The organism is Amycolatopsis sp. NPDC051106 (assembly GCF_040682775.1).
GTDB lineage: Bacteria > Actinomycetota > Actinomycetes > Mycobacteriales > Pseudonocardiaceae > Amycolatopsis.
The window spans coordinates 1-16,496 of the sequence record NZ_JBFBBQ010000142.1 but is presented as its reverse complement, the minus strand read 5'-3'; the positions used below and the strand labels follow the sequence as shown (position 1 = coordinate 16,496).

Genomic DNA, 16,496 nt, shown 5'->3' with positions numbered 1-16,496 from the left:
GTGCCGCCGGAGACCGAGCAGATCTGCACCTTCCTCCCGACCTCGTTCACGATCCAGCGGAAGCCCTCGACGCTCAGCGGCGCCCCGGTGGAGCCGAGCGCGCGCAACGCCGTCAGGTCGTAGCGCTCGGCGGGCTTGATGCCGGCCTTCAGGCAGCTCTGGATGAACGGCGCCGACGTCCCGAAGTACGTCACGCGGTGCTGCTCGGCCAGGTGCCAGAGCGCGTTGAGGTCCGGATGGCCCGGGCTGCCGTCGTAGAGCACGATCGTCGTGCCGACCAGCAGGCCGGAGATGAGGAAGTTCCACATCATCCAGCCGGTGGTGCTGAACCAGAAGAACCGGTCGCCCGGCCCGAGGTCGGTCTGCAGCGCCAGGGCCTTGAGGTGCTCCAGCGTGATGCCGCCGTGGCCGTGCACGATGCCCTTCGGCAGGCCGGTGGTGCCGGAGGAGTAGAGCACCCACAGCGGGTGCGCGAACTCGACCGGCTCGAACAGCAGCGGCGCGCCCTCGTGCTTCGCGAGCAGTTCGGCCCAATCGAGCGCGCCGTCCATCCGTCCTTCGCCGACGTACTGGACGAGCACGGTCGCGGCCAGCGACGGCAGCTTCGCCTGGAGGTCGGCGACCGTCGTCCGGATGTCGAACTGGCGGCCGTTGTACGCGTAGGCGTTGACCGCGAAGAGCACCTTCGGCTCGATCTGCACGAAGCGGTCGGCGACCGCCCGGACGCCGAAGTCCGGCGAGCACGACGACCAGATCGCCCCGATGCTCGCCGCGGCCAGGAACGCGACCAGCGTCTGCGGGCAGTTCGGGGCCAGTGCGACGACGCGGTCGCCCTTGCCGACGCCGAGTTCGAGCAGCGCCGCCCGGGCCGCGCCGACCTGGGCGCGAAGCTCGCCGTACGTCAGGTGGTCCGCGAAGCCGTCTTCGCGGTGGAAGATCACCGCCGTCTCGTCGTCGCCCTTCGCGGCGCCCGCGACACCGGGGGTGAGCGCGTGCTCGGCGTAGTTCAGCGTGCCGCCCTCGAACCAGACGGCGTTCGGCATCTCGCCCGACAGCACCTCGCCCGGCTGGTCGTGCCAGCGGACGCCGAGGAAGTCCGCGACCGCCGTCCAGAACTCCGGACCGCGGTCGACCGAGAACTCCCAGAGCGAGCGGTAGTCGTCCACCTCGACGCCGCGTTCGGCGCGCAGCCACTGGCGGAAGGCTTCGATCTTGGTGTCGGCAACGTGGCTCGGCTCAGGGCGCCAGAGCACTTCGGGGGCGTCGGCGGTGTGCGTCACGGCACGAGCGTAATCCCGATCAGCGCAGGTGGGCGTCGAACCAGTTGAGCGTCCGCTGCCAGGCCTCCGCGGCCGCGCCCGGGTCGGCGTCGAAGCGGTGGTTCGCGCCCGGGTAGTGGACGACGTTCGTGGCGACTTTCGCCGACGCCGCGGCATCGCGCAGGCGCTCGACCTCGGCGCCGCCCGCCTCGTCGCCGGCGTCGCCGTACATGCCGAGCCACGGGCTGGTGAGCTTCCCGGCGATCTCGACCAGCGCGGGCAGTTCGGCGGCCTGCTGCCCGCCGACGCTGACGGCGGCACCCAGCCGGCGGTGCGAGGCGACGACGAGCGCCGCGGTGCCGCCCAGGTCGAAGCCCATGACGCCGAGCAGGTCGGCCTGGACACCGCGGTCGACGAGCCAGGCGAGTGTGATGTCCGTCGCGTCGAGCAGGTCCTGCTGGGTCAGCTCCGCGTTCTCGAGGTGCGGGGTGACGGTCAGCCAGCCTTCGAGGGCGAGGCTGGCGAGCAGCATCTTGACGCCGTCGGTGACCCCGTCCGCTTCGTGCAGGACCACCAAACCACCGCGTAGCGCGCCTTCGGGTTCCGAGAAGGTCAGGCGCAGGGCTCGGCCGTCGGTGCGCTGGTAGTCCACGGTGCTGGTCGACGTCATACGTCACTCAATCACTTCGAGGTGAACGGAAGGAACCCCGTTTCGCAGGTCTCCCGGTCACATACCGCCTGAAGGGAGTCGCGGGGCGGCGCGCGGAAAAGATACGGTGGCCGGGTCGTCCCGTCGAATTCCAGGAGCGCCGAAGATGCCGTCCGTGTCCCCCCGTGCCGATCTCGAATCGTTGCCGAAATACGTTCCCGGCCGGACGATCGAAGGCGCCATCAAGCTGGCGAGCAACGAGGTCCCCGGCGGTGCGCTGCCGAGCGTCACGCAGGCGATCGCCGAGGCCGCGGCGGGCATCAACCGCTACCCGGACACCGGCTCGCAGGCCCTGCGCGAGCGGCTGGCGCGCGACCTGGACGTGCCGGTCGAGCACGTCGCGATCGGCTGCGGCTCGGTCTCGCTGTGCCAGCAGACGATCCAGGCGGTCTGCGCGCCGGGCGACGAGGTGGTCTTCGCCTGGCGCTCGTTCGAGGCGTACCCGATCGTCACGCAGGTGGCGAACGCCGTGTCGGTGAAGGTCCCGATCACCGAGGGCCAGGAGCTCGACCTCGACGCGATGCTCGCGGCGATCACCGACCGGACGCGCGTGGTCTTCGTCTGCAACCCCAACAACCCGACCGGCACGGCGGTGCGGCGCGCGGAGCTGGAGCGGTTCCTCGACGCGCTCCCCGAGCACGTGCTGGTGGTGCTGGACGAGGCGTACAAGGAGTTCGTCACCGACCCCGAGGTGCCCGACGGCGTCGAGTACACGCGGACGCGCCCGAACGTGATGGTGCTGCGCACGTTCTCGAAGGCGTACGGCCTCGCGGGCCTTCGCGTGGGTTACGCCGTCGCGCCGGAGCCGATCGCCGACGCGCTTCGCCAGGTGTACGTCGCCTTCTCGGTGAACATGCTGGCCCAGGTCGCGGCGCTCGCGTCGCTCGACGCGGCGGACGAGCTGCTGGCGCGCTGCCAGGAGATCGTCGCCGAGCGCGGCCGGGTGCGCGACGAGCTGCTCGCGGCCGGCTACCAGGTGCCCGAGACGCAGGCGAACTTCGTCTGGCTGCCGCTGGGTGACGACGCGGTGCCGTTCGCCGAGCACGCGCTGGACCGCAAGCTGGTGGTGCGCCCGTTCGCCGGCGACGGCGTGCGCGTGACCATCGGGACCCGCGAGGAGAACGACCTCTTCCTGGCCGCGGCGCGGGAGTTCACCCGCTGAACTGCTTGACCACCAGCTGGATCACGGCGGCGACGCCGATCACGACGATCACGCCGCGCAGCACCGCCGGCGGCAGCTTCCGGCCGATCTTCGCGCCGAGGAAGCCGCCGGCGGTCGACCCGACGGCCAGCCAGAGCACCACGGGCCAGCTGATCGGCGCGACGAACGCGTAGATCACGCCGGCGACGACGTTGACGACGGCGGCGAGGACGTTCTTGACGCCGTTGAGCTTCTGCAGCGGCTCGGACAGCAGCATCCCCATGACGGCCATCAGCATCACGCCCTGCGCGGCGGTGAAGTACCCGCCGTAGATGCCGATGAGGAAGATGAAGAACATCAGCAGCGGGCCGGCTTTGTGCTCTTCGCCGTTGCCTTCGCGGCGCTTCGCGACCCACTTCGAGACGCGCGGCTGCACGATCACGAGGATCACGGCGAGGCCGACGAGCACCGGGACGACGGCTTCGAAGGCGTCCTTCGGCAGCGAAAGCAGCAGGATCGTGCCACCGATGGCGCCGAAGAAGGACGCGACGGCGAACTGGGCGGTCTGCCGCCAGTAGCCCTTGAGCTCGTGCCGGTAACCCCAGGCACCGCTGAGGGTGCCGGGCGCCAGCCCGATCGCGTTGGACGTCGTCGCCGTGACCGGCGGATAACCCAGCGCGACGAGCACGGGGAAGGTGACCAGAGTCCCCGACCCGACGACGGCGTTGATGGTGCCGGCCCAGATCCCGGCGACCACGACGATCACCGCGTGCCACCACGTCATGAAGCACTCACGTGCGGAGCCTAAGCATCGTGAGCCGGTCCCGCGACGCAGATGTGTCTGGGCAGACAGTCACCGCGGCGTGAAGACGCAGAACTCGTTGCCCTCCGGGTCCGCCATCACCTCCCATTCGACGTCGCCGCCACGTTCGCGGAGCAGCGTCGCGCCCAGTTCCAGCAGCTCGGTCTTGTCGCCGAAGACGTCCAGGTGCATGCGATTCTTGACCGTCTTCTTCTCCGCGACCGGGTTGATCCAGATCAGCGGCCCGTTGCCGTCCGGGTCGACGATCGGGACGGGCCAGTCGTCCGGCCGCGTGTCACCGGTGAGCGAGTCGCGGCGGACGTAGCCCATGGCACGGCACCACCAGCCGGCCAGGGCCTGGTGGTCGGTCGCGTCGAGGGCGAGGTCCTTGAACTGGGCGGTCATTCCGATCCTTCCGGTACGTGAGCGGGGACGACGTCGGACACCACGCGCCAGCCGAGCGCGCTGTACAGCCCGCGCCCGGCCGGCGCACCCGAGGCGGTCACCGCAACCTCCCACACCGGGCCCCCGCCGGTCACCGTCACCGAGTACGGCGCCGGGACCTCGACGGGTGCAAAGCCGCCCTCGAAGCTCATCAAGTACCACCTCCCGCTCTCCTGGCAGGCCCGCAAGCACCTCGGAACGCGCACCGCACGTTCCCGGCGCGGCCACCGTCCGCGCACGCGAGACGGCCCAACCCCGCACCCACGCCCCCAGGATGTCCATGCCGGTGATCATGACATCCACCACCGACAGTTTCCGGAGCTGAGAGGATGGGTGCCGTGGACACCGAGCAGGTCTGGAGCGCGACCGTCGACCGGCTGCGGTCGCTGATCGACTCCGGGAAGCTGCCGCCCGGCTCCCGGCTGCCCGCCGAACGCGTCCTGTGCGAGGACCTCGGCATCAGCCGCGGGTCGCTGCGGCAGGCGCTGCGCGTGCTCGACTCCATCGGCTACGTCCGGATCCGCGCCGGCTCCGGCACCTACGTCCGTGAGCAGCGGGAACAGCCGCTGCGCAGCTGGTTCACCGAGCACGACCAGCTCGTCGAGAAGCTCTTCGACCTGCGCGCGACCGTCGAGCCGACCCTCGCCGAACGGCTGGCCCGGCAGGCGAGCGCGAAGACCGTGAGCCACCTCGAGGACAACGTCGCCGAGATGGCGCAGGCCGCCGAAGAGGGCGACATGCTGCACGTCATCGCCGCCGACGCCGAGTTCCACCGGGTGATCGCGCAGAACGCCGGCAACGACGACGTCGCCGGGCTGCTGCGGTCGGTGCTCGCCCTGGTCGGCGAGGAGCGGCGGGCCGCGCTGCGGCTGCCCGGCCAGATCCGCAAGGCCGTCGACGACCACCGGGCCATCCTCGACGCCATCCGCCGATCCGACCCCGCCGCGGCCCGCGAACTGACCCTCAAGCACCTGGTCGACGCCAAGACCTACGCGCACGACTACGCCGCGGAGGAACGCTGATGGAGAAGGTGCACTTCACCGAGGAAAAGGCCACCATGCTGGCCACTCTCTACGGCCGCGCGCTCGACAGCCGCGAAGCCGACCCGGTGCTCGGTGACCACGCCGCCGACGAAGCCGTCCGGCAGATCGACTACGACTTCGCCCAGCTCGGCATCACCCGCGACAGCGCGGCCAGCGTCGTCCTGCGCGCGAAGCCGATCGACGAATGGGCCGCCGGCTACCTCGCGAAGCACCCGGACGCGATCGTGCTGCACCTCGGCTGCGGCATGGACACGCGCTTCCAGCGCCTCGCGCCGCCGGAGACCGTCCACTGGTACGACGTCGACTACCCCGAGGTCGTCGAGCTGCGCGAGAAGCTCTACGCGCCCGCGCCGAACCACACGAACATCGGCACCTCGGTGACCGATTTCGGGTGGCTCGACCAGGTGCCCTCGGACCGCCCGGCGCTGATCGTCGCCGAAGGCCTGACCATGTACCTGACACCGGAGGACGGCACCGAGCTCGTCCGCCGGCTGGTCGCGAAGTTCCCGTCCGGCGAGCTGATCTGCGACGTCTTCAGCAAGCTCGGCATCAAGACGCAGAAGCTCAACACCCCGGTCCGGCGCGCGAAAGCGACCCTGCGCTGGGGCATCGACGACCCGCACGAGCTGGCGCGCCACGGCCTCGACCTGATGTCCTCTTTGGACGCCGCACACTGGGCCACGCCCGAGGTGCTGGCCCGGCTGCGGCCGTTCACCCGGTTCCAGCTGCGGATGCTGAAGTACTTCCCGCCGCTGGCCCGGATGGCGCGGATCGTGCGGTACCGCTTCTAACGCGACTCCAGCACCCGCGCGACGAACTTGTGCAGCTTCTCCTCCAGCCGCGCGAGGCGTTCCTCCAGCGTGAGCGTCTCGTACGGCTGGGGCACGTCGGACTTCAGCTCGCCGCGGACGTACTGGCAGCAGCCCAGGTTGCCGCACGCGTAGGTGCCCAGCGTGTTGCCCTCCCGGCCGGCCTTCCCGGCGCGCCGGCCGGAGAAGAGCGTGATGTCGGCGAGCCCGTGGGTCGTGGTGCAGAAGCCGCAGATGTTGCTGCGCAGCCGGGACTTCGGCGGCGCGGCCGCGCGCAGGGCGAGCCCGATCACCTCGCCGCCGTACGGCAGCACGAGGTAGGCGCGCCCCGGCGCCTTCGGGTCGCGCCAGCCGAGGAACTCGCGCCGTTCCCACGGGATCTCTTCGGGCCGGGCGGGCAGCGTCACGCCCTTGGCCTCACCGCGGGTGCAGTTGACGAACGAGGCCCGGATCTCCTCCTGGCTGTATCGAGCCGGGCTTCGCCCGGGCCGGGGGCTCCGCCACCCGGACCCCCCGGAAGAGACGGTAAGTGGCTCCATGATCGGCACGGTAACCAGTGGCCATCGGCGGTGGCCACGCATTTTCGGCCGTACGATCAACGCCGTGCGCAAGATCGCCGTGAAGAACTTCCGGGTGGTGTTGCGCACCAGCCTGGGCTTCGCCGGGCTCGGCCTCGGCTCCAGCGTCGCCGGGTCCGCGGTCGTCGCACTGCTCCTGCTGCTGCAGGGCCTGCCGGGCGACGTCGGCGACCGCGGCTGGATCCTCGGCCTCACCGCCGCCGGGATCGTCGCCGGCTCACTGCTCGCCGGGACCCTGTGGACGGCGTGGCTGCAGCGGCGCACCGCGATCTGGTTCGTGCTCGGCCGGCCGCCGTCGGAAAGCGAAGCGAGACGCGCGCTGCGGCTGCCCGTCGACATGGCCGTGGTCAGCGGCACCCTCTGGCTGATCGGCACCGTGGTCCTCAGCGTGCTGGCCGGCGTCCTCGGCTCGGGCGACGACGCCGTCGGCATGGCCACCGTCATCGGGCTCGGCGGCCTCACCACCGTGGGGCTCACGTACCTCGCGGCCGAGTGGGTGGCGCGGCCGGTCATGACGATCGCGCTGGACGTCCTGCCGCCGCGCGGGTCGCTGCCGGTCACCGTGCTCACCCGGCTCGTCGTCACCTGGGCGCTGGCCAGCGGCGTCCCGTTCGTCGGGGTCCTGCTCGTCGCGACGCCGCCGGACCTCGGCTCCGGCAACCCCACCGCCAGCCTGATCATGCTGTCGGTGATCGGGCTCGGCGTCGGCGCGATCGGCACCGCCCTGCTGGCCCGGGCCGTCGCGGCGCCGCTGCACCGGCTGCGCGTCGCCCTCGACCGGATCGCGCGCGGCGACGACGACGTCACCGTCGACGTCGACGACTCCAGCGAGATCGGCCTGCTCCAGACGTCGGTGAACCAGCTCGCCGCGGGCCTGCGCGAGCAGGCGCGGATGCGGGACCTCTTCGGCCGCCACGTCGGCGCCGACGTCGCCCGGCACGCGCTGGAGTTCGGCGCGTCGCTGTCCGGTGACGTCCGCGAGGTCACGGCGTTGTTCGTCGACGTCGTCGACTCGACCGCGCTCGCCTACCGCACGCCGCCGGAGGAGCTCGTCGAGAAGCTGAACCGGCTGTTCGCCGCGGTCGTCTCGGCGGTCGGCGCACGCGGCGGCCTGGTCAACAAGTTCCAGGGCGACGCCGCGTTGTGCATCTTCGGCGCCCCGACGCGGCTCGCGGACGCGCCGACGGCCGCGCTGGCCGCCGCCCGCGCGATCCGGGACGCCGTGTGCGCGAACGGCGAGCTCGACCTCGGCATCGGCGTCTCGAGCGGCCCGGTGTTCGCCGGGCAGCTCGGCACCAGCAGCCGGCTCGAGTACACCGTGATCGGCGACGCCGTCAACGAGGCCGCGCGGCTGACCGAGCTGGCCAAGGCGGTGCCGTCACGGATCCTCGCGAGCGACGCCGTCGTCTCGGCGGCGCTGCCGAGCGAACGCGCGCACTGGGAGAAGCACGGCGAGCTGGAGCTGCGCGGCCGCCAGGAGCCGACGCCGACCTGGACAGCCGGCCCGGATCCTCAGGACGGCTGACCCAGCTCCGGCCAGGTCAGCACCGTCGAACCCCACGTCAGGCCCGCGCCGAACGCGCTGAGCAGCACGCGGTGCCCGGCGACGAGGGTGCCGTCGGCGTGGGCGTCGGCCAGGGCGAGCGGGATGGACGCGGCGCTGGTGTTGCCGACGCGGTCGATGTTGGCGACGACGGCGTCGGCCGGCATGCCGAGCTGCTTCGCCGTCGCCTGGAGGATCCGGATGTTCGCCTGGTGGCCGACGAAGCGGTCGACGTCGCCGACCATCCAGCCCGCGCGTTCCAGCACGGTCCGCGACGACTCCGCCATCCGCGCGCACGCGTGCCGGAACACCGCGGTGCCCTGCATCGCGAGGAAGCGGTCGCTCGGCTGGTCGGACAGCCGCCGCCGCGCGCCGCCGGCTTCGACCCACAGCAGGTCGGCGAGCTCGCCCTCGCTGTGCAGGTCGAACGGCCCGAACGCGCCGGGCTCGCCGGGCTCACCCGCGCGCAGCAGGACCGCGCCCGCGCCGTCGCCGAAGATCGGGACGGTCGTGCGGTCGTCGGGGTCGATGAGCGTGGTGAAGGTGTCGGCGCCGATGACGAGCACGCGCTCGGCGAGGCCGCCCGCGAGGAACCCCGCGGCGGTGGCCAGCGCGTAGACGAACCCGCTGCAGACGGCGTTGACGTCGAAGGCCGCGGCGGTGCCGAGCCCGAGCCGGGCGGCGACCTGCGGGGCGCTGGCCGGGCAGGGCTGGTCGGGGGTCGACGTGGCGAGGACGACGACGTCGGCGGAGCCACCCGCGAGGGCTTCGCGCCCCGCGCCGACCGCGAGGTCCACAGTGGACTCGTCCGGTCCGGCGACGCGGCGCTCCCGGATGCCGGTGCGGGTCCGGATCCACTCGTCGGTGGTGTCGAGCCGGGCAGCGATCTCGTCGTTGCCCAGGACTGTCGTCGGCAAGCACGAACCGATTCCGGTCAGCACGGCGGCAGGTGCGGGCACGGGAAAGCCTCCCCACGCCGGCGGGTTGGCGGGCATACCGGCTGGTCTTCCACTTCTATGCGCTACCCCCTGGTAGACCGGTCAGTTGTGTTCCAGGTCACTGAAAAAGTTGTTTCACTTTCCCCTCGGACGGAGTAGTGAGCGACGTCACCCAAGAGTGAGCGCGGAGCGAACGCCGGGCGAATCGTCGGGGGTCCCGGCTAGCCTGCTGGAGTGCACACTCCCGACCTCGACCAGCTGGACATCGCCATCCTCGCCTGCCTCCAGGAGGACGCCCGCACCATCGCCGAGACGATCGGGGCGAAGGTCGGCCTCTCGGCCGCGGCGGTGCAACGGCGGATCAAGAGGCTGCGCGAGGCGGGCGTCATCGAGCGCGAGGTCGCGGTGCTGTCCCCGGCGGCGCTCGGGCTGAGCATGACGTTCGTGGTCATGGTCGAGATGGAGCGCGAGAACCTGGCGGTCCTGGACGCGTTCCGCCGCCAGATCCTCGCCGACGACTGCGTCCAGCAGTGCTACTACGTCACCGGCAACGCCGACTTCGTGCTGGTCGTGACGTGCCCGGACATGGCGGGCTTCGAGGCGTTCACCCGGCGGATGTTCTTCGACAACCCGAACGTCCGGCACTTCACGACCAGCGTGGCGATGGACCGGGTGAAGGTCGGGCTCAGCCTGCCGCTGGAGCCGTAGGCGGGTCCGGGACCACCGCTTCCCCCCAGCGTTTCGGAGGACATATTCTGGAACGCTGTCCATTTGGGGGGAAGCATGCTTCGACAACGCCGGATCTTCCTGGCCGCGACTCTGATCGACGCCCTCGGCAGCGGGCTGTGGGTGCCGTTCGCGCTGCTGTTCCTGGTGCACAGCCAGGGCATGGGCCTGCTCGACGCGGGGACGTCGCTGAGCACCGGCGCGCTGCTCGCGCTCGTCACCGGCCCGGCGACCGGGGCCGCCATGGACCGGTTCGGGCCGCGGGCCCTGCTCATCGCGGGCAACCTCGTGCGGCTCGGGGCCTTCTGCGCCTACCCGCTGGTCCACACCAGCTGGCAGGTGATCGTCGTTTCGGTGGTCGCCGGCTTCGGCGACCGGCTGTTCTGGACGTGCAACGCGCCCATGGTCGCGCGGCTCACGTCCGGCAGCGAGACGGACCGCATGCTGGCGACGCAGACGGTGGGCCGCTTCGCGGGCGCGGGGATCGGGGCGGCGGCGACCGCGGTGCTGCCGACGATCACGAGTCCCTGGGCGTTCCACCTCCTCGCCTACGTGAACGCGGCGAGCTTCGCGGTGGCGGCGGTCCTGATCAGGTTGCTTCCCGCACTTTCCCGTGAAAGTGCCCACCAGCGGGCCGCACTTTCACGGGAAAGTGCGGCCTCGGGGAGCTGGCGCGCCGTGCTCGGCAACCGGCCCTTCACCGGGTTCTGCGTCACCCACACGGCGTTCACGCTCGCCAGCGCGAGCAAGTTCGCCGTGCTGCCGCTCGTCGTGCGCGATCTCCTGCACGGTCCACAGTGGATCGCCGGGACCGCGATCACGCTCGGCACCGTGGTCGTCGTGACCGCGCAACGCCCGATCGTCGCCCTGCTCGCCGGGCGCAGCCGGACCGCGGGGCTGATCGGCGCGGCGACGCTGTTCGCGGTTTCCTTCGCCCTGCTGATCCCGTTGGAAATGGTCCCCCTGCACGTCGCCACCGCGCTGATCCTGGTGACGAGCCTCGGCTTCTCCGTCGCGGAGTCGATGTTCGGCCCCACCGGCACCGCGACGGCCGCCGCGGCCGCACCCGCCGGCGCCGAAGGCCGGGCCAGCTCGATCTTCCAGCTCTCCTGGGGCCTGCCCATCGCGCTCGCGCCCGGTTTGCTGGCCGTCCTGCTCAGCGTCAGCAACGCGCTGACCTGGTCGGTCCTGACCCTGACCTGCACGGCGGCGATCCCGGCGCTGCTCGTGCTGCGGAAGAAGCTCCCCGGCGCCCTGCGCGAACCGTCACCAGCAGTCGCCGAATGATCGCAAGGGGTGTGTGCCGGACGTTACACCACAATGGACGGATGCAACCGATCAAGTGAACGTGAGAGTTTCTCCGTCATGCCGCGAGGCCCCGGCCATCTCCTTGCCGAACAGTTCGCGCCGCGCGAACCACCCGGACTCCAGGAGGGGCCATGCAGACCGACGCAGTTCACCAGAGCCAGTTCGTGGTGCTGAACGAGAGCACCACGCCCGTCCTGTCCCGCCTCTCCTACCACGCCGACGAGCCGTTCGCGGTCACCGTGGCGTTCCGGACCGAGCGCGGCCGGTGGATCGAATGGACCTTCGCGCGTGACCTACTCGTGGCCGGCCTCGACGACCCGACCGGTCTCGGCGACGTCCGGGTCCGCCCCGACCTGTCCGACGACGAGGACTTCCTCACCCTGGAAATCGAGTCACCGGACGGCTATGCGTCGTTCGAGCTCGAGGTCGAAGACGTCCGGACGTTCCTCGACGCGTCCTACGAGCTGGTGCCGCTCGGCGAAGAGAGCGCGCACTTCGACGTCGACGGGCTGATCGAGGAGATCAGCAACGTCTGACCCCTGAACCTCCCCTTCCCGCGGCGAGGACGAGGGCGGGTTTCGAGTGCGCTGGAGGCACTCGAAACCCGCCCTTCGCTGTTTCCGGGGAGGGATCAGCTGGTCCGCAGCGTGGTGCCGGTCGCCGACAGCGCCGCGCCGATCGGGAAGAAGTACGTCACGGACGTGTTGCCGCCGGACAGGATGCCCTGCGCCGAGTTGCCCGCGATGAAGCCGCCGCCGGAGTCACCGGCCGCCGAGCGGACGTTGGTCGCGGTCATGCCGTTGACCGTGCCTTCGGCGTAACGGACGCTCTGGTTCTTGGCGCCGATGGTGCCGCAGGTCCAGCCGGTGGTCGAGCCGGCCTTGCAGACCGACGTGCCGGTCGCGGCGTTCGACGAGCCGCGCACCGCGGTGCCGTTGTTCATCTGGCCGACCGGGGTCCAGTTGCTGTTGGTCCGGACCGCCGCGTAGTCGCTGCCCGGGAACCGGTAGGCGCCCCACGAGCCGAGCGAAGCGCCGTTGGAACCGGTCAGCGAGCCGCCGCCGGTGAGGGCCGCGCAGTGGCCGGCGGTCAGGAAGCCGGTCGTGGTCGAGAAGCCGACCGAGCAGCGCGACGAGCCGCCGATGTAGTAGGCGTCACCACCGCGGATGTTGGCGTGCAGCGTCGGTTTCGCGGCCGCGTCGAGGATCGTGACCGACGACTTGTCCACACCGGACCGGGTGAGGAAGGCGTCGGCGGCGCCCCGCTGGCCCTGCAGGACGGAGAGCGTGACGCGGTTCGTGGTGGAGTCCACGCCCCAGCCCGTGATCGCGTACGGCGCCGAGCTGTCGAGGGCCCGGAACTTGTCCACAGTGGAGTCGAGCTGGCGGGCGCTGAACTTCACGACCTCCGCCTCGGCCCCGGACGCCTGGATCTTCGCGACCTCGGCGGCGTTCGTCGTCTGGATGTGCGCCTTGCCCGTGGCGGCGTTGTAGGTGGCACCGCCGAACGCGTCGCCGAGCGTCGCGCTGACGGCCTCGGTGACCTTGTTCGCGACGTCTTCGCTCTTCAGCCGCGTCAGCACCTGGTCGTGGGTCAGGCCCAGGTCGCGCTGCATGGCGGGCACGATGTCCGGGTTCAGCAGGTCCTGGCCCGACGCGGGGACGGCGAGCGTGACGAGCGCACCCGTCGTCATGACCGCGGCGGCAGCGGCACCGAAGAGTCTGGCGATCTTCATGCTTCTCCCTAGGTGGTTACGCGCGGCGCTGAACCGGCCACGCAGTGGTACTCCCCTGGGTGAGGGTCCCTGCAGTGGGCGTTACGGTGCAATCCGGGCACCCGGCTAATGGGTATACGCATTGACCTCGGACGAATCCCCTGCTCCCAGCGGTGCCAGTCAGAGCTCGTCACCCGGTCGGACAGGTCCTTAAGTAGGGTTTCCGGACACTACTTTCGGTAGCCGGACTGCCTCCCTGAACGTGTTAAGCACTGCCGGAACGCGTGAATCGCCGATGTTTCGCACGCGCGGTGATCCTCGGCCAGTGGATCCCGCGGCAAACCGGTGACAGCGGGTAGGCGGACGTGTGACGGCGGTACTGACCACCTATTCGGTTAATGGTTTACGGACCGTTAAGCGCTGCTTAGGCTCCCGCGCACAGCCCCCGGTGCACGTCGAGGAGGTCCGTATGTGGCTCACGGCTCCCCGTCCCACCTCCGTGAGCGTCCGGTCGGGACCCGCCCGGCTGACCGGCCGCGACACCGAGCTCGACGCGATCGTCGGCGTGCTCCGGCGGCGTCCGGCCGCCGTCCTGATCGAGGGCGAGCCCGGCATGGGCCGGACCCGGCTGCTCGCCGAGATCGGGCGCCGCAAGGAGTTCGAAGGCGGCCGCGTGCTCACCGGCGCCTGCCAGCCGCTACGGGAACCGTTCCCCTACGGGCCCATCCTGGAAGCGCTTCGCTCGGTGGGCGACGCGCCGCTCGGGCCGTTGAGCCCGGTCGCCGGCGTGCTGCGGCCGTTGCTGCCGGAGCTCGCGGAAGCGCTTCCTCCGCGCCCCGAACCCCTCGCCGACCCGGTCGCCGAACGCCACCGCGTCTTCCGCGCGGTGCGGGAGCTCCTGCGGGCGTGCGGCCCGGCGCTCGTGCTGATCGACGACCTGCAGTGGGCCGACGAAGACACCCGCGACCTCATGCGGTTCCTCGCCGGCGCGATGCCGCCGGAGCTGGCGGTGGTCGGCACCTACCGGTCGGCGACCGACGTCCGTCCCGGGCCGCTCGGCGCCCCGTTCCGGACCGATCCGGCGGTCCACTCCGCCCGTGTCGCGCTGGGCGCGCTCGACGTCACGGCGGTGCGCAAGCTCGCGGTCGAAATCCTCGAACTGCCCCGCGTCACCGACGAGTTCGCGGCCAAGCTGCACGAGTGCACCGCCGGGATCCCGTTCGTGGTCGAAGAAACGCTGCGGGCACTGCGCGAAGCGGCCGAGCGGCTGCCGGTCGGCGAAGTCCTCTCCGACCGGATGCTGGAGAACCTCGAAGTCCCGGTGCTTTTGCGCGAGGCCGTCACCGAACGGCTTTCCGCGCTGCCGGGGCCGGCCGTGCAGCTGGCCGGCGCGGCCGCGGTGCTCGGCGTCGGCGCCGAAGCCGCCGTGCTCGGTGAGCTGGCCGGGCTAGCGGACGACGTCCTCCGCACCGCGCTGCTCGCCGCGTTGTCCGGCGGGGTGCTCGGCGAGGTCGGCGACGGCAAGTACGGCTTCCGGCACCCGTTGGCGCGCAAGGCGGTCTACGACACGGTGAGCGGGCCCGAGCGCGCGTTGCTGCACGCGCAGGCGATCCGCGTGCTCGCCGCCCAGCCGTCCCCGCCGCTCACACTGCTGGCCCGGCACTCCCGCGCGGCCGGCCGCGTCGACCAGTGGCGCCACTACGCCGAAGCCGCCGCGGACGAGGCCGTCACCCGCGGGGAGACGTCCCGCGCGATCGACCTCCTGCAGTCGGTGCTGGCCGAGCCCGGACCGGCGCAGTCCGACATCGGGCGCGTCGCCGGCAAGCTGAGCCAGGTCGCACTGCGCGGGTTCCGGCCCGACGTGATCGGCACGCTGGAGCGCGTCATCGAAGAGGTGGCGCTGCCGCCGTCGGTGCGCGGCTCGATCCGGCTGAGCCTCGGCATGCTGCAGGTCCGGACCATCGGCGGGCTCGGCCGCGGCCGCCTCGAGGTCGAGCGCGCGATCGGCGAGCTGACCGACCGGCCCGACCTCGCCGCGCGCGGGATCACGCTGCTCGCGCAGCCGATCGACGGCCTGACGCCGTTGTCGTGGCACGAGTCCTGGCGCGCCCGCGCGGGCGAGGTGTACGAGCGGCTCGACGACCCCGAGCTGCGGCTCGCCCTGACCGCCGACCGCATCGCGGCCGCGTCGCACGTCGGCGACCCGTCGGCGTGGACGGAGTTCGAAACGCTGTCGGACACCGTGGGCACGGTCGCCGAGCGCGTCCAGCTGGCCCGGCTGTGGTGCAACCTCGCCGACGGCCAGTCGTGGGCGGGTCACCTCGACCGGGCGGAACGGCTGGTGACCGAAGGCGTCCGGCGGGCGACCGACGCGGGCGCGTTGTACGCGATCGGCTTGATCCAGGGCACCCGCGTCCGGCTCGACTGGGTACGCGGGCGGTGGAACGGGCTCGCGGAAGCCGCCGAGCAGCTGCGCGACAGCTATCCGGAGCTCGGCCCGATCGTCATGGAGTCGTCGCTGGTGCTCGGCGGGCTCGCGGCGGTGCGCGGGGAGTTCGCCGCCGCGCAACGGCACCTGACCGCGGCGAGCGTCCACGCGCCGGACCGCGGGCCGATCCCGGTGGTGCTCTCGGCGGCCGGGGTGCTGATCACGGTCCTGCTGGCGACCGACGACGTCGACGGCGCGTGCGCGGCGGCCGACACGGCGGTGGCCGCGGCCGGGCGCAAGGGCGTCTGGATCTGGGCGGCGGCGCTGGTCCCGGCGGCGGCGCAGGCGTACGCGCGGGCCGGGCGCTGGCCGGAGGCCGACAACGTGGTGGAGGCGTTCGCCCGCGGCATCGAGGACCGGGACGCACCGGTCGCGACGGCGGCGCTGATCGCCGGCCGCGCGGTGCTGCTGGAGGCCCGCGCGAAGCACCTGGCCGCGGCGGCGCTGTTCGACGAAGCGGCGTCGGGCTATGCGGCGTTGCCGATGCCGTACCCGGCGACGGCGATGCGCGAGCGGGCGGCGATGTGCCGGCTCGCGGCGGGCAACCGCGACGCGGTCGAGGAGCTGACGGCGGCGGCCGAGGCGTACGAGCAGCTGGGCGCGACGCGCGATGCCGGGCGGTGCCGTCACCAGTTGCGGGAGCACGGCGCTTGGGCGCCTTCGCAACGCGGGCGGCGCGGGTACGGAAGCGAGCTGTCGCCGCGCGAGCGCGAAGTTGCGCGGATGCTCGCGGAGGGTCGGACGAACCGGGAGATCGCGGACGGGCTGTTCCTCTCGCCGCGCACGGTCGAACAGCATGTCGCGAAGGTGCTGCGAAAACTCGGGGCCCGCTCCCGCACCGACGTCGCCCGCAAGCTGCCGGGCGAAGTCACTACCGCCCCGGCCGGCTGACCCAGCCCGCACTTTCACGTGAAAGTGCGTCCCGGATCGCGCTGTTGGCCACCCGCCAGCGCCCCCAAGAGACGGTCGAGGTGTGCCCGGTCGGGAGCGCCGC

The 16,496-nt window shown here is 71.8% G+C and carries 16 protein-coding genes; 8 read left to right on the top strand and 8 right to left on the bottom strand.

Going from position 1 to position 16,496, the window contains the following annotated elements; all coding sequences use genetic code 11:
- On the bottom strand, positions 1-1,280 hold a 1,280-nt coding region (locus AB0M83_RS46150; RefSeq protein WP_364528342.1), incomplete at its 3' end, for an AMP-binding protein.
- Positions 1,281-1,299: 19 nt separating this feature from the next.
- Positions 1,300-1,929 (bottom strand): dienelactone hydrolase family protein, encoded by a 630-nt coding sequence (locus AB0M83_RS46145; protein WP_364528339.1) that lies wholly within the window; start codon positions 1,927-1,929, stop codon positions 1,300-1,302.
- Positions 1,930-2,074: 145 nt separating this feature from the next.
- On the opposite strand from AB0M83_RS46145, the gene hisC reads away from it, so the two are divergent.
- Positions 2,075-3,130 carry a histidinol-phosphate transaminase gene (gene hisC / locus AB0M83_RS46140; protein WP_364528336.1) on the top strand — a complete coding sequence of 352 codons (1,056 nt, stop codon included), beginning with the start codon at positions 2,075-2,077 and terminating at the stop codon, positions 3,128-3,130.
- On the opposite strand, the gene AB0M83_RS46135 is transcribed toward hisC, so the two are convergent.
- From AB0M83_RS46135 to AB0M83_RS46125, 3 genes are all read right to left on the bottom strand, one after another.
- Positions 3,120-3,893: a sulfite exporter TauE/SafE family protein gene (locus AB0M83_RS46135; protein WP_364528333.1), complete on the bottom strand. Its 774-nt coding sequence runs from the start codon at positions 3,891-3,893 to the stop codon at positions 3,120-3,122. The two genes, hisC and AB0M83_RS46135, sit on opposite strands and share 11 nt — an antisense overlap.
- 69 nt (positions 3,894-3,962) lie before the next feature.
- The gene (locus tag AB0M83_RS46130; RefSeq protein ID WP_364528330.1) at positions 3,963-4,316 is read right to left on the bottom strand and encodes a VOC family protein; all 354 of its coding nucleotides are present in this window, start codon (positions 4,314-4,316) and stop codon (positions 3,963-3,965) included.
- Positions 4,313-4,507, bottom strand: a complete 195-nt coding sequence (locus AB0M83_RS46125; protein WP_364528327.1) for a hypothetical protein — start codon at positions 4,505-4,507, stop codon at positions 4,313-4,315. The genes AB0M83_RS46130 and AB0M83_RS46125 overlap by 4 nt, the downstream gene beginning before the upstream one ends.
- 186 nt (positions 4,508-4,693) lie before the next feature.
- On the opposite strand from AB0M83_RS46125, the gene AB0M83_RS46120 reads away from it, so the two are divergent.
- Positions 4,694-5,377: a FadR/GntR family transcriptional regulator gene (locus tag AB0M83_RS46120; protein WP_364528324.1), complete on the top strand. Its 684-nt coding sequence runs from the start codon at positions 4,694-4,696 to the stop codon at positions 5,375-5,377.
- Positions 5,377-6,189, top strand: coding sequence for a class I SAM-dependent methyltransferase (locus tag AB0M83_RS46115; protein WP_364528321.1), 813 nt, complete (start codon positions 5,377-5,379; stop codon positions 6,187-6,189). The genes AB0M83_RS46120 and AB0M83_RS46115 overlap by 1 nt, the downstream gene beginning before the upstream one ends.
- Here the strand turns inward: AB0M83_RS46115 and AB0M83_RS46110 are convergent.
- Positions 6,186-6,746 (bottom strand): FBP domain-containing protein, encoded by a 561-nt coding sequence (locus AB0M83_RS46110; RefSeq protein WP_364528319.1) that lies wholly within the window; start codon positions 6,744-6,746, stop codon positions 6,186-6,188. The genes AB0M83_RS46115 and AB0M83_RS46110 overlap by 4 nt on opposite strands.
- A 64-nt stretch (positions 6,747-6,810) precedes the next feature.
- Between AB0M83_RS46110 and AB0M83_RS46105 the strand changes: the two genes are divergently transcribed.
- Positions 6,811-8,310, top strand: a complete 1,500-nt coding sequence (locus AB0M83_RS46105; protein ID WP_364528316.1) for an adenylate/guanylate cyclase domain-containing protein — start codon at positions 6,811-6,813, stop codon at positions 8,308-8,310.
- Here AB0M83_RS46105 and AB0M83_RS46100 read toward each other — a convergent pair.
- The gene (locus tag AB0M83_RS46100; protein WP_364528313.1) at positions 8,298-9,287 is read right to left on the bottom strand and encodes a beta-ketoacyl-ACP synthase III; all 990 of its coding nucleotides are present in this window, start codon (positions 9,285-9,287) and stop codon (positions 8,298-8,300) included. The two genes, AB0M83_RS46105 and AB0M83_RS46100, sit on opposite strands and share 13 nt — an antisense overlap.
- A gap of 213 nt (positions 9,288-9,500) precedes the next feature.
- Between AB0M83_RS46100 and AB0M83_RS46095 the strand changes: the two genes are divergently transcribed.
- From AB0M83_RS46095 to AB0M83_RS46085, 3 genes are all read left to right on the top strand, one after another.
- Positions 9,501-9,974, top strand: coding sequence for an Lrp/AsnC family transcriptional regulator (locus AB0M83_RS46095; RefSeq protein ID WP_364528310.1), 474 nt, complete (start codon positions 9,501-9,503; stop codon positions 9,972-9,974).
- Between the two features lie 75 nt (positions 9,975-10,049).
- Positions 10,050-11,279 carry an MFS transporter gene (locus tag AB0M83_RS46090; RefSeq protein ID WP_364528307.1) on the top strand — a complete coding sequence of 410 codons (1,230 nt, stop codon included), beginning with the start codon at positions 10,050-10,052 and terminating at the stop codon, positions 11,277-11,279.
- Between the two features lie 152 nt (positions 11,280-11,431).
- The gene (locus tag AB0M83_RS46085; RefSeq protein ID WP_364528305.1) at positions 11,432-11,836 is read left to right on the top strand and encodes an SsgA family sporulation/cell division regulator; all 405 of its coding nucleotides are present in this window, start codon (positions 11,432-11,434) and stop codon (positions 11,834-11,836) included.
- Between the two features lie 95 nt (positions 11,837-11,931).
- On the opposite strand, the gene AB0M83_RS46080 is transcribed toward AB0M83_RS46085, so the two are convergent.
- Entirely contained in the window at positions 11,932-13,035 is a 1,104-nt protein-coding gene (locus AB0M83_RS46080; RefSeq protein ID WP_364528302.1) for a S1 family peptidase, read from the bottom strand.
- A gap of 448 nt (positions 13,036-13,483) precedes the next feature.
- Between AB0M83_RS46080 and AB0M83_RS46075 the strand changes: the two genes are divergently transcribed.
- Complete coding sequence (locus tag AB0M83_RS46075; protein ID WP_364528299.1) at positions 13,484-16,393, top strand: AAA family ATPase; 2,910 nt, start codon at positions 13,484-13,486, stop codon at positions 16,391-16,393.
- Positions 16,394-16,496 lie beyond the last annotated feature (103 nt).

Excerpts from the sequence above, each read along its gene's own strand:
- AB0M83_RS46085 (WP_364528305.1), top strand. The coding sequence starts at position 11,432 with ATGCAGACCGACGCAGTTCACCAGAGCCAGTTCGTGGTGCTGAACGAG.
- AB0M83_RS46130 (WP_364528330.1), bottom strand. The coding sequence starts at position 4,316 with ATGACCGCCCAGTTCAAGGACCTCGCCCTCGACGCGACCGACCACCAG.
- AB0M83_RS46145 (WP_364528339.1), bottom strand. The coding sequence starts at position 1,929 with ATGACGTCGACCAGCACCGTGGACTACCAGCGCACCGACGGCCGAGCC.
- AB0M83_RS46075 (WP_364528299.1), top strand. The coding sequence starts at position 13,484 with ATGTGGCTCACGGCTCCCCGTCCCACCTCCGTGAGCGTCCGGTCGGGA.
- AB0M83_RS46080 (WP_364528302.1), bottom strand. The coding sequence starts at position 13,035 with ATGAAGATCGCCAGACTCTTCGGTGCCGCTGCCGCCGCGGTCATGACG.
- AB0M83_RS46125 (WP_364528327.1), bottom strand. The coding sequence starts at position 4,507 with ATGAGCTTCGAGGGCGGCTTTGCACCCGTCGAGGTCCCGGCGCCGTAC.
- AB0M83_RS46110 (WP_364528319.1), bottom strand. The coding sequence starts at position 6,746 with ATGGAGCCACTTACCGTCTCTTCCGGGGGGTCCGGGTGGCGGAGCCCC.
- hisC (WP_364528336.1), top strand. The coding sequence starts at position 2,075 with ATGCCGTCCGTGTCCCCCCGTGCCGATCTCGAATCGTTGCCGAAATAC.
- AB0M83_RS46090 (WP_364528307.1), top strand. The coding sequence starts at position 10,050 with ATGCTTCGACAACGCCGGATCTTCCTGGCCGCGACTCTGATCGACGCC.
- AB0M83_RS46115 (WP_364528321.1), top strand. The coding sequence starts at position 5,377 with ATGGAGAAGGTGCACTTCACCGAGGAAAAGGCCACCATGCTGGCCACT.
- AB0M83_RS46135 (WP_364528333.1), bottom strand. The coding sequence starts at position 3,893 with ATGACGTGGTGGCACGCGGTGATCGTCGTGGTCGCCGGGATCTGGGCC.